We start from the raw sequence: 11,541 nt of genomic DNA on the forward strand, positions 1-11,541 counted from the left end.
ATGCGGCTGCAGAGGTCAGTATGGTTTTCAGGAAAATACTTTTTGTATCAGGGCTGGTTTTCGCCGGATCTTGCCTTGCTGCCGAATCGCGCAGGGATGACTGCATTACCAGCACTATCCAGCCGGAAGCCATTGATCTGGACACGCCGAGGGATCAGCTCGCCCGCCAGAACGATCTGATGATTCCGGAGGGTGCGCGCATTGGCAGCATCCGAATTCTTCGTCGTCCCATCTTTGATACCACAGACCCTGAGCAGGACAACGCGCTCTATCGAACTCTGAACGCGCTCAACACGCCTACCTGGGAGTCCGCCTTGCGTGCCCAGTTGGTGTTTGAAGAAGGAGATGTCTACGAGCCCGAACTTATCTCCGAATCCGAGCGGGTGTTGCGCCAGCGTGAATATTTGACCGCTGCCTGGGTAGGCGTAACCCGGGTTTGTGGCGACGAGGTTGAGGTAAGCGTGCTCACCAGGGATACCTGGACACTGTTTCCGAGCGTGGGGGTATCGCGATCCGGGGGCGAAAATACCAGCAACTTTGGGCTGTCTGATCCCAACTTTGCCGGGTCAGGCAAGAGCCTTGGCATCGGCTATGCGAAGGACCCGGACCGGACTGAAACCAGTCTGTTTTTTGATGATCCCAACGTCTTTGGTTCGCATTGGCAGGCGGGGTTCTCCTTCGACGAGAGAAGCGATGGCCGGGGCCGAGGCGCCTACGTTGAGAGGCCTTTCTTCAGCGAGACCACCGACTGGCGTTTTGGCTTGAACGGCATCGATGACGTAAGGGAGGAATCCCGCTATGTCGGCGCGGAGGCCATTGCAAATTATCGGCGTAGCCAGGAGTTCTTCAGTATCGATGGAGGCTGGCGCCTGGCGGAGAGGGACGGCCGGCAACTGAGGATGCTCGCCGGCTACCGCTACAACGCACTCATGTTCGACCGTTTACCCAACGAACCCAGTCTCGACATCCTCCCCGACAACAGGACCCTGAGTTACCCCTGGATTGGCTTTGATTACCGCCAGAACCGTTTCCGTGAAATGACCAACCTCACCCGGCTCCAGAGGGTGGAGGACGTGCGAGATGGTTTTATATGGCGAACCGAGCTGGGCTACTCCGGCAGCGGGTTGGGTGCCACGGAAGATCGGGTGGTTCTCAACATGGATTTCCAGGATGTGCTGCATGCTTCGGAGACCAACTACGCCAGCTATTCCTTCAGCCAGAGTGGCACTTACCGTCTCGACGAGGATCGGGTGGAAAATCTGCTGGGCACAGTGAGCGTTCAGTACTTCCATGGCGGCTCGGAGCGCTGGAACAGCTGGTACACCAACCTCGCGTTCACCGCAGCGCACAATCTCACCGCCGATCAGCAACTGCTGATTGGCGGTGAGAACGGTCTGCGCGGCTATCCCAGTGAGTACCAGCAGGGTAATCGTCGCGTGTTATGGACCCTGGAGCGGCGTTATTTCCCGGACTGGCATCCGTTCAAGCTGTTTAGGGTAGGCGGTGTAATGTTCACCGACGTAGGCCGCGCCTGGTTCACCGACGACCGGAATAGTGGGCCGGACGAAGGCGTGCTGAAAGACGTGGGCTTTGGCATGAGGCTGGCCTCCAGCCGTATCGAGGTGCAACGCATGCTGCATCTGGACTTTGCCTTCCCGCTGGATGGCGACGACAGTATTGATGATTTTCAGGTTTTGTTGAGGGGCCGGAGCCAGTTCTGAGCCAACTTGATATTGATCAATTGGCCAATCCATGATCACATTACTGATATGTAATCAGGTCCTGATGTCGCAAAGGTAAAAAAAATGAAGTTGTTGTTGGGTTTCCTGCTATTCGCCTTCTCTTCGGCTGTTCTCGCGTCTAACTCCCTTGTTCGTATTGATTGTCAGCAAGATACAAACGGTGCGGCAGTCTATCTGGACGGTGTCTATCAGTTCGAATGCGAGGATTATGCAAAACTCCCGATTCTGACAACCGCGGGCGCCCATGAGCTGCGAGTGGTGCGTGCGGTCGGCCGGGAATTCGAGCAGGTATTCGTTAAAAGCATTGAGCTTCGTGCCGGTGTGCCTGAGCGGGTTCGTGTTTCGCTGCCAGAGAAAACCCTGACAGCGTATGGCCAGAAGCAGGAAGCCCAGCGCAAGGAAGAGGCGAGATTGGCCGCAGAAAAGGCAGAACAGCGACGTCGGGAGCAGGCCCGGATTGCCGCTGAAAAGGCCGCGCAGGAGCAACTTGAGAAAGATCTGGCGAGTGCTCGAGCTGGAAATGCCGCCGCAATGGAGCGCATGGCACAGAGGTATCGCGCGGGGGAGGGTGTGCCCGCCAACGCGCAGACAGCTTCCGAATGGGAAGCGAAGGCGGAGCGTCAGAAAAAGATTGATGATCTCGAGGCAAGCAAGATGGAATATTTCGCGATGTCCGAATCCGCGCTTCTCGGGATCTATGGCGATGACCCGGGTTCGTCCCAAATTATTTCGGCCCCATGGATCGTGGCACCGACATTCACTGCAGAACTGCTTTCAACTCCGGTAACAACCACGGACCAGCAGATCAAGGACAGCAGGCTGGAAATATTGCGTCGCCAAACGGCTGCGGCCCGCTGGGCGAACCCTGATTCACTGGTCGCGAGGGTCGCGGACAAACTCTGACGCTTCTTCGCCGTGAAATTCCGCCTGCTTTTTTCTGCCCTGGCGCTTTTGGCGTTGGGAGGCTGCTCCAGCTTAAGCACGCTTGAGTTGGAACGTTTTCGTGCAGCAACACCGATAGAACCGGATGAACGCTTTTCGGACCTGAGCAGGTTGGTGACAGGAAAACAGGGCAGTGATGCAGACTTCCTGATTGAACTATCGAAGTACCGCACCGCTCCGTCCTATAAATGTCGGCACCCGGCCTATGCCTTCTATTTCTCACAAAGGCTGGGTGAGTCCCTGGACTATAGTGAGTGCCCTTCATCCGTCCCTTTCTATCTGCTGGATCGTGAAAAAGGCGGGTACCAGGTCTCCATAGCGCCGAACCTTGTCCGTAGCATTCACATAATGTTTGCCTCACCGGGTGAGTCTGTTGCTTCCCAATTCGGTCATCTTTCCATTCGACTCATCGTCTGTCCCTTCAGATCCGCAAGTGATGACGAGTGCAACGAAAACATCTTTGATCACGTGGTCCTTGGCTACGGTGCCCGCATAAACGAACTTGAGATGAGTCTGATGAAAGGGGTTTTCGGTGGCTACGACGCCCATCTGACGGGCTTTTCGTTTATGGAAGCCTACCGAACCAACACGTTACTTGCAGACAGAAACCTGTTCTCGATCCCCTTGAATCTGAGCCCAGAAGAAACTGAACAGGTGGTTCGAGAGCTATCAGAGATTCACTGGAGCTTCAGGGGCGACTACCGTTTCTTCACCAATAATTGCGCCACGCTCCTGCAGGATACCCTGGCTGGCTTGCTTGAACAGGCGCCGACTGAACCCCCAGTAGCTGGCAATCTGGAGACGGGGTATCTGCGGCCCGACTCTTTTTTCCAAGCGCTCAGGCGCAGCGAACTTGCTGATGACCGTGTTCTTGCATCTCTTAAAGAAGCTGAACGGGAGGGATACTACTTTCCCAGCACACGTCCCTATTACGAACGGGCGTTCGAACTGGTCAGCCAGACTGCTGGTTGGGATGCCCCCTCGTCACTCGATGAATACCTTCGAACCCCGGCGAAGAAGCGCCTGCTGATAGCGCTGAAATCCGATGCGCTGTTGGACGTTTACTCCCATGATCAGCGTGCCCGGGAAGCTCATACGCTACTGGAAGAGAGGGCTCTGATCAGCCTTGAACAGGCCCGCCTTCAATCCTTGATGAGTCTTTTGGCCGATCCGGAGATTATGGCTTCCCTGCAGAATGGGTTGAATGCAATGGAGCACGATATCCATCGGCGGTGGCTTGAACAGTGTGTCCTGCAACCGGTACTGAAGCTCCAGGGACGCTTGCCAGTTTCCAAGGGAATACCGGGCCCCGAGTTTATGCGGCTGTTCCCATCGGTTGGGACAGACTGCGATCAGACAGAGTCACTGGTCGTTGCCAAACGGCTGGTTAACGACTGGCTGCCCGAAGATCATCTGAGCGTTCGGGCGTTGAGAAGTTTCAGTCTTGAGATCGAACAGACCCACGAAAACCTTGTCTACCTGAGGACGCTGTAATGACGACCGTTCGCCAGCCCGCTGTTCTGCTTGCACTTGTCTTGGCTGTTGTTGCCCAGACAGTAGCAGCCAATCAGCCAAAACCCGGCAGTGACAACATGGAAGAGATGTTAAAGCAGCTTGAAATGCTCGAGCAGCTGGACCAACTGGATCGTCAGGACTTCAGCTCTGCCGTCGATAAGGCCTATGAATGTGCGGACGCTGGGGATTTCTCCTGCGCCGACCGGCTGCTCAAGGAGGCGGAGCGTCTGGTTTCCAATGAATCGGCTCGAAAGCGGCTGGTAGAAGCGAGAGAGTATCGAAAAGAAATGTACGAAATCGCCGAGGAAGAGAAAAAACGCCTGGCAATGGAGCGTCGGGTCCAGGAGTGCAGTGCGAGTTGTCCGATTCGGGAAGAGTACGAAGACTGTGTCGACGGCTACCAGAATCCGCGCTACTGCCGCGAGCCCTCTTACGATCAGCCCTCCAGTTCCAACTCGAATAACACGATGATGATGCTTAACCAGACGGTACAGCAGTTCAAACAGTTCACCGAAAATCAGTTGGCCCAGCAGCGACAGCAGCTTGAGATGCAACAGCGTATGTATGAAGAGCAAAGGCGCCGCCAGGAGGCCATCAAACGTCAGCAGGAGCAACAGCAGCGCGAGATGGAACTTAGGCGCTCTCAACAGCTCGCCGAAGCAGAACGCATGGAAGCTGAGCTGATCGAGAGGCGACAACGTGCCGAAGAAGAGCGTAGACGGCTTGAGGAACGCCGACAGGCTGAGGAAGAAGCTCGTCAAAGGGCGGAAGAGCGCCGTCAGGCTGAAGAGGCCCGGAGACTGGCACGTCAGCAGGAAATACTGGAGCGCCAGCGTGCGCGAGAGCGTGAAAAGGCAGAGCGCGAGGCTCGTCGGGCCGCTTATCTGGCAACAATGCAGCAGGGTATAAAACTCTATGGCCGATCTTGTCCGGGTCCCTCCAAGCACGTTTTCGGAAATGTCCCAAGCATCAAGCCGGAAGCGGTGGGATGCCTTGATGTCTATTTCGAAGTCTATTGCCCGGGCTCCGCAAGTGTTCAGCATCGTGGTGTTATGGACACGATGTTGAACAATGTGAACGGTTGCTACGGTGACACAGAGGAAGTGCCTGAGACCTTGCCGTGTGCAGCGCGTGAGTTTCGGGTTAAAGTCACTCAAGTGACCAGTTGCTGATCCCCGCGTTTACCAGGTATCCACATAACGTCCATTTCCGCGAGACCCTGCAGCGGAAGTAGAATTCAGACCCCGAACCAGCCACGCCCGCGTCTCGTGCGGGTCGATGACGGCATCGATCTCCAGATAGCTGGCTACGTTGAGCGCTTTACCCTGCTCGTAGGCTTTTGCGACGAAGGTGTCGAACATTTTCTTTCGCGATTCCTCGTCGGGCTGGGCGGCCAACTCTTTGGCCATGCCCAGGCGCACTGCCCCTTCCCAGCCCATGGGGCCGAATTCGCCACTTGGCCAGGCTGCGGTGAAAAAAGGCGTGAGCATGCTGCCCGCCGCCATGGCCTGGGCTCCAAGGCCGTAAGCCTTGCGCAGAACCACGGTGAAGAAAGGCACGGTTAAATTGGCTGCCGCCACAAACATGCGGGAAACATGGCGAATGGTTGCCTTCTTTTCGGCCTCAGGCCCAACCATAAAACCGGGCGTGTCGCAAAGTGACACGATTGGAAGGTTGTGGGCGTTACAGAGCTGCATGAAGCGGGCCGCCTTGTCGCCTGCGCTGGCATCGACCGCTCCACCCAGGTGGGCCGGGTTGTTGGCGATCAGGCCCATGGGACGACCTTCAATACGGACCAGCGCCGTGATCAGGCCTGGCGCAAACTGGCTGCGGAGTTCCAGGACACTGTCCTGATCGGCCAGGGTTTCGATAACCTGGCGGATGTCGTAGACCCGCATGCGGTTTTCCGGAATCAGGTGGCGTAGCCGTCGTTGATCGTCGCACTGCCAGTCTTCCAACGTGCCCTGAAAGTAGGACAGATATTTCTTCGCCACACTGACCGCTTCAGTTTCGTCCTCGACCAGTACATCAATCACACCGTTGGGCCCCATGACGGAAATCGGCCCCACTTCTTCCGGGCTGAACCGCCCTAGGCCGCCGCCTTCGATCATGGCGGGTCCCGCCATCCCCAGATTGGCGTCTCTGGTGGCAATGATGGTGTCGCAGCAGCCAAGCAGCGCCGCGTTGCCCGCATAGCAACGGCCGGACACAATACCGAGCGTGGGGACGACGCCGGAGAGCCGTGCCATGCTGACAAAGGTATGACAGTCCAGAAATGAAACGCCGTTGGCGTCGGTGTCGGATGGGCGACCACCACCGCCCTCTGCAAAAAGAACCAGAGGAATTCGCCATTGCTCGGCCAGAGCGAGAATGCGGTCTGCCTTGCGGTGATTGGCCAGTCCCTGGGTGCCGGCGAACACCGTGTAATCGTAGGCCATGGTGGCGCAACGGCCTGCCTCGGCGCCAAAGTCCGGGGCGTTCACGGTGCCGATAGCGGTAATCAGGCCATCCGCCGGGCTCATTTCAGCCAGCTTGTCCGCCGAACGTCGGCGCCGCTGTGCCGCCAGTGCAAGAGCTCCGTATTCGTTGAAGCTGTCCGGGTCGAGCAGGTCTTCAACGTTCTCACGAGCGGTTCGCTGAGCAGTTTTACGCCGTTTTGCGACCGCCTCCGGTCGGCGCTGGTCAGTCAGCAGGTCATGACGCTCCAGAACCTCGGCGAGATCGGCCCGGATGTACTCCAGATCAACCGTCTCTTCATTCTGAATGCCGCCGGCGTCGACGTCGGCTGGTTCCAGATAGACCAGTGCCTGCCCGTCGTTCACCGTTGTCCCTGGTTCTGCGACAACGGTGTGGATGATGCCGGAGTTGGTTGCCTTGACCACAAACTCCATTTTCATGGCTTCAAGCACCGCAATCGGGTCGCCGATGGCGACGGAATCTCCTGGTGTTACATCGATACTGACAACCGTGCCTGAACTGGGCGCTTCAATGCCGATGGTGCCCGCCGGTGCGGGTTTTGCAGCCACGCTTTCGGCGTCCTCCGCAGTATATCTGTTGCCAAAGTGGAGGTGCGGATGGGTGGTTTTGGTTTCTTTCGGGATCAGGGTTTTCAGGTTGTCTTCGACAAAGCGGGTGGTAACAGCCCAGGTTTCCACGCCGGAATGGCGGACCAGATTCTGCAGCAAACCAATATTGCTGCTGACACCAGTTAGCCGGAATTCGCACAGGGCGCGATACAGCCGCCGAAGTGTTGAAGGGTAATCGCTGCCATGGGCAACCAGCTTGGCGAGCAGGGAGTCAAACGAAGGGCTGATGGTGTAACCGGCGTAACCATAGCCATCGACCCGTAAACCCGGGCCAGACGGTGGCTCGTAGGTGCTCAGTGTGCCGGTAGCGGCGGTGGCATGACCATCGGCGTGGAGCGTTTCGCTGTTGATTCGCGCCTGAATCGCGAAGCCCCGCACGGGCGGTGCCGACTCAAGAGCCAGATCAGTGAGGCTTTGGCCGCCAAACAATTGCAGCTGGGTTTGAAGGAGATCAACGCCGGTAATCTCCTCGGTGATGGTGTGCTCTACCTGGATGCGGGGATTGGCTTCCATGAAATAGAAACGGCCGGGGTGGTCCTCGTCCACCAGAAACTCAAAGGTGCCGAGACCACGGTAGTTAACGGCGCCGGCCAGTTTCAGGGCGCAGTCGATCATGGCATCCCGGATCGAGGCGTCCAGTAAAGGACTCGGTGCAATCTCGATCAGCTTCTGATTTCGCCGTTGCAGGCTGCAGTCGCGCTCCCAGAGGTGACTGACGGCTCCGGTACCGTCGCCGACTATCTGGATTTCGATGTGTCTCGCCTGACTGATCAATTGCTCAACGTAAAGTGATCCGTTGCCGAATGCGGCCTGAGCCTCGGACTGGCAGCGCTGGAAAGCCTGCTCAAGCTCTGCTTCAGTGTGAACCGCCCGCATGCCCCGGCCGCCGCCACCGGCAATCGCCTTGAGCATAAGTGGTCCATGCTCATCCAGGAAAGCTTGGGCTTCGCTCAGGCCCACCGGCTTGTTGATTCCCTTGATCAGAGGAACGTCGCAGCTCTCTGCCAGAGCCCTGGCAGCCGACTTGTCGCCAAACGCCTCCAGCACCTTCGGCGACGGGCCAATAAACACCAGTCCGGCCTGTTCGCATTGGCGGGCAAAATCGGCGTTTTCCGCCAGAAATCCGTAGCCCGGATGGACCGCATCGCAGCCATGGGCTTTTGCAAGGTCTATCAGCTGTGCCTCATCAAGATAGGCCTTAACGCCACGGCCTATGAGAGCCACTGCCTCATCGGCCATACGGGTATGCAGACTGGCGTCGTCGTCTTCAGAGAAGACGGCCACAGACCGCAATCCCAGTTCGTTGCAGGCTCGGGCAATGCGGATCGCGATTTCGCCGCGATTTGCAATCAATACGGAGCGAAAAGTCATGGTGCCTTGTTCCCCGGGGTGTGATTTTTATTTTTGGCGACAGAAGCCACCATCCTAGAAACGGCATCCGGATCAGGCAAATGAATTTGTTTGAGGGTTGGTTATGAATGCCTTTGATGACTCAGGTTTCAGGGCTCGTTGGTTTTCGTTCTGTTGCTTATCCGGAGCCCCAGGATAACCACGAGGGCGCCAAGCCAGATGCCAACTGAGTAGTGCTCGTTGAACCAGATTACGCCAATCAGTAACCCGAACATGGCGGCGACTGCGCCGAGCTGACTGTAGAAAACCGGGTTGGAGCGACGCTGGAGTTCAAAGGCGCAGAGGTAGGTCAGCGCAGTTAAAAGGCCCTGCAGAATGACAATACCAAGAAGGTAAGATCCTGTGCCTACGGGAAAAATGGGCGTCCCAGTCAGACCTGCAAACAGGCCAAGCGTCATAGCTGAAGCCAGCAATGTGCCTGCAGCGAGGACCATGGGCTTTACTGCATCAGGCCATGCCACTGAGCGGTAGACGTTGCCAATCGACAGCATGGCCGGGATGATCAGTCCCATGGCAAACCACAGCAGGTTAGGGCTGTTGATCTCTGAATGACGTTGCAGCACGATCCAGGCGCAGGCAATGACCGCAATCGATAGCCCGGCCAGTTTGATCCAGCTGCGTTTTTCGAGCCCCATGCCAGTGGCGATCAGAAACGTAAATATTGGTGGCAGGGCATACATGATGCCCGTGAATCCTGCCCCCAGTTTTGTCACCAGATAAAACCCGATGACATTCGGGACCGCGATACCGGTCAGACCGCTGATAAGAAAATAGCGGGTCAAGCGACGCTCCAGCAGAGCGCGGCGTTTTTGGGAGCATAAGAGCAGAACGGCTCCTGCAATGAGCGTTTGCCAGAAAGCATAAGTGACGGCCGGCATACCCTGGGATGTTGCCGCTTTTGCCAGCGCCAACATCAGCGCGATCAGAAATCCGTTGGCCAGCAGAAGTCCCCAGACCGCGGCCTGGGGCGGGATAATTGCACGCTGCATAGAGGCTATCATCACTAATTGCTCCGGGTTGTGAGGGGCATTACCGTGAGCCAGTTTGCCGTAATTGATTCAGTTGATAATTGGGCGCATCCGAACAATACTCCTTCCAAATCAGAAATAATTGGGAGTATTCAGTGGCCACTGACAAGCTGGTAGCAATGAATATCTTCAGACGCGTGGCGGAGCTGGGCAGCTTTACACGGGCTGCGGACGACCTCGACATCACCGCGGCGACGGTCAGCAAACACGTTGCTTTTCTGGAGCGAGACCTCGATACGAAGCTGATCAACCGAACCACTCGGCGGATGAACCTGACCGATGCCGGGTTCGCCTTTCTCAAGCGTACCCAGGCCCTGTTGGATGAGCTGGAAGACGCAGAACTTGAGGCAAGAGGGTTTCAGGCGGAGCCAAGGGGGACAATAAGGCTGAATGTGCCCATGTCCTTTGGGCTGACCCACATCACCGAGGCTATCGACAGTTTTCTGAACCGTTTTCCCGAGATCGACATCGATTTGCAGCTCAGCGATCGCATGGTCGATCTGGTGGAGCAGGGCGTTGATATCGCCATCCGGGTTCGCAGCTCCCTGGCGGATTCAAGTCTTCTTGCCAGACCACTCAGAAAGTCGAGGAACATCGTTTGTGCATCCCCGGAGTATCTGAAGGATATCCCGGAGATTCACGCCCCAGCGGATCTGGCCAGGCATAATTGCTTGACGTTTACTCTCCACGACAGGCCGAGGGTTTGGAAGCTCGGCGATCAGGAGGTGATGGTCAGCGGCAACTATCGAACAGACAGCAGCCTGGCAATCCGCCAGAGTCTTTTGAGAGGGGCTGGTATCGGGTACCTACCACGCTTTCTGGTGCAGCAAGATATTGAATCAGGCTCCCTGATTCCTCTGCTGCCGGGCTTTCCCCCGGAACCCTACACCGTATTTGCCCTGTTTCCACCCGGGCGTAAGCAACCCACGAAGGTCCGCCTGCTGCTTGATCACCTCGATCAGCATCTGGGAGAGAAGCCTTACTGGGAATAATTTGGGTATTATTTCCAATAGGGAAAAAGTTTGATTCGATTGCGCCTGTTTATTGGGGCGTCGGAATTGCCTACCTTCAATGTTCCTGTTGATAGCCGCGTTGTTGAAAGCGCCACTGTTTTGGAGGTTCCCAATGAACATACATGAAGCCCTGGACTGGCGTTACGCCGTCCGTGAATTTTCACCCGAAAAACTGGACAGCCACACTGTAGATACGCTGGTTGATGCGGCTCGCAAGAGCGCCTCTTCCTATGGACTGCAGCCCTACAAAATCCTTGTCGTTGAGAGCAAGGCGGTTCGGCGGGACCTGCTGGCCTACTCATTCGGCCAGCAGAAAGTGTTGGACTGCTCGCATCTGATTGTTTTTGCGGCCCAGACGGATATTGGCGATCACACAGTGGACCGTTATGTCACCCAGTTTGTGAAAACCCGGGGCGTGCCTGCCGACGATATCTCGGGCTATGTCGAACATATGAAACAGGCTCTTGCGGCCAAATCCCGAGTGGAAAAACAGGCATGGGCGCATCAGCAGGCCTACATTGCACTGGGCACCCTTCTCACTGCTGCCGCCTCAATGCGGATAGATACCTGCCCGATGACCGGTTTTGATCACAGGGCCTATGATGAGGTGCTCGGATTGTCAGGTCTGGGTCTTGAGAGTTCGGCTATTGTCGCGCTGGGCTACCGCAGTGCCCGTGACAGAACGTCCGGACTACCGAAAGTGCGCTTTGATTACGACGAGTTGGTGATCAGAATGTAAGTAGTAGTCCGTTCGATTTGTGGTACTGGCTGGTGTTCCGTCGCCATAGGGTATAGGTTCGGGGGA

8 protein-coding genes are annotated in these 11,541 nt (G+C 56.6%); 6 read left to right on the forward strand and 2 right to left on the reverse strand.

The annotated features are described in order from the left end of the window. The first annotated feature begins 20 nt into the window (after positions 1-20). The 4 genes from J3362_RS01600 to J3362_RS01615 all read left to right on the forward strand — a co-directional run bounded on the left by J3362_RS01600 (position 21) and on the right by J3362_RS01615 (position 5,371). The gene (locus J3362_RS01600; protein WP_349517812.1) at positions 21-1,721 is read left to right on the forward strand and encodes a BamA/TamA family outer membrane protein; all 1,701 of its coding nucleotides are present in this window, start codon (positions 21-23) and stop codon (positions 1,719-1,721) included. Positions 1,722-1,805: 84 nt separating this feature from the next. Next, positions 1,806-2,645 carry a hypothetical protein gene (locus J3362_RS01605; protein ID WP_349517813.1) on the forward strand — a complete coding sequence of 280 codons (840 nt, stop codon included), beginning with the start codon at positions 1,806-1,808 and terminating at the stop codon, positions 2,643-2,645. 153 nt (positions 2,646-2,798) lie between these two features. Next, a complete protein-coding gene (locus J3362_RS01610) occupies positions 2,799-4,178 on the forward strand; it encodes a lipoprotein N-acyltransferase Lnb domain-containing protein (RefSeq protein WP_349517814.1) in 1,380 nt (459 codons plus the stop codon). After that, complete coding sequence (locus tag J3362_RS01615) at positions 4,178-5,371, forward strand: hypothetical protein (protein ID WP_349517815.1); 1,194 nt, start codon at positions 4,178-4,180, stop codon at positions 5,369-5,371. Before J3362_RS01610 ends, J3362_RS01615 begins: the two co-directional genes overlap by 1 nt. A gap of 9 nt (positions 5,372-5,380) precedes the next feature. On the opposite strand, the gene J3362_RS01620 is transcribed toward J3362_RS01615, so the two are convergent. Next, complete coding sequence (locus tag J3362_RS01620) at positions 5,381-8,656, reverse strand: carboxyl transferase domain-containing protein (RefSeq protein WP_349517816.1); 3,276 nt, start codon at positions 8,654-8,656, stop codon at positions 5,381-5,383. A 128-nt stretch (positions 8,657-8,784) separates the two neighbouring features. Then, positions 8,785-9,684 (reverse strand): DMT family transporter, encoded by a 900-nt coding sequence (locus tag J3362_RS01625; RefSeq protein WP_349517817.1) that lies wholly within the window; start codon positions 9,682-9,684, stop codon positions 8,785-8,787. Positions 9,685-9,818: 134 nt separating this feature from the next. Between J3362_RS01625 and J3362_RS01630 the strand changes: the two genes are divergently transcribed. Both J3362_RS01630 and J3362_RS01635 read left to right on the forward strand, forming a co-directional pair. Next, the gene (locus J3362_RS01630; protein WP_349517818.1) at positions 9,819-10,715 is read left to right on the forward strand and encodes a LysR family transcriptional regulator; all 897 of its coding nucleotides are present in this window, start codon (positions 9,819-9,821) and stop codon (positions 10,713-10,715) included. A gap of 133 nt (positions 10,716-10,848) precedes the next feature. Beyond that, the gene (locus tag J3362_RS01635; protein ID WP_349517819.1) at positions 10,849-11,475 is read left to right on the forward strand and encodes an NAD(P)H-dependent oxidoreductase; all 627 of its coding nucleotides are present in this window, start codon (positions 10,849-10,851) and stop codon (positions 11,473-11,475) included. Positions 11,476-11,541 lie beyond the last annotated feature (66 nt).

Origin of the sequence: Marinobacter sp. NFXS11 (assembly GCF_040148675.1) — a bacterium.
GTDB lineage: Bacteria > Pseudomonadota > Gammaproteobacteria > Pseudomonadales > Oleiphilaceae > Marinobacter.

Bases quoted from the DNA above. Each gene is read 5' to 3' on its own strand.
- J3362_RS01600 (WP_349517812.1), top strand. From the start codon at position 21: ATGGTTTTCAGGAAAATACTTTTTGTATCAGGGCTGGTTTTCGCCGGA.
- J3362_RS01605 (WP_349517813.1), top strand. From the start codon at position 1,806: ATGAAGTTGTTGTTGGGTTTCCTGCTATTCGCCTTCTCTTCGGCTGTT.
- J3362_RS01615 (WP_349517815.1), top strand. From the start codon at position 4,178: ATGACGACCGTTCGCCAGCCCGCTGTTCTGCTTGCACTTGTCTTGGCT.
- J3362_RS01620 (WP_349517816.1), bottom strand. From the start codon at position 8,656: ATGACTTTTCGCTCCGTATTGATTGCAAATCGCGGCGAAATCGCGATC.
- J3362_RS01625 (WP_349517817.1), bottom strand. From the start codon at position 9,684: ATGCAGCGTGCAATTATCCCGCCCCAGGCCGCGGTCTGGGGACTTCTG.
- J3362_RS01635 (WP_349517819.1), top strand. From the start codon at position 10,849: ATGAACATACATGAAGCCCTGGACTGGCGTTACGCCGTCCGTGAATTT.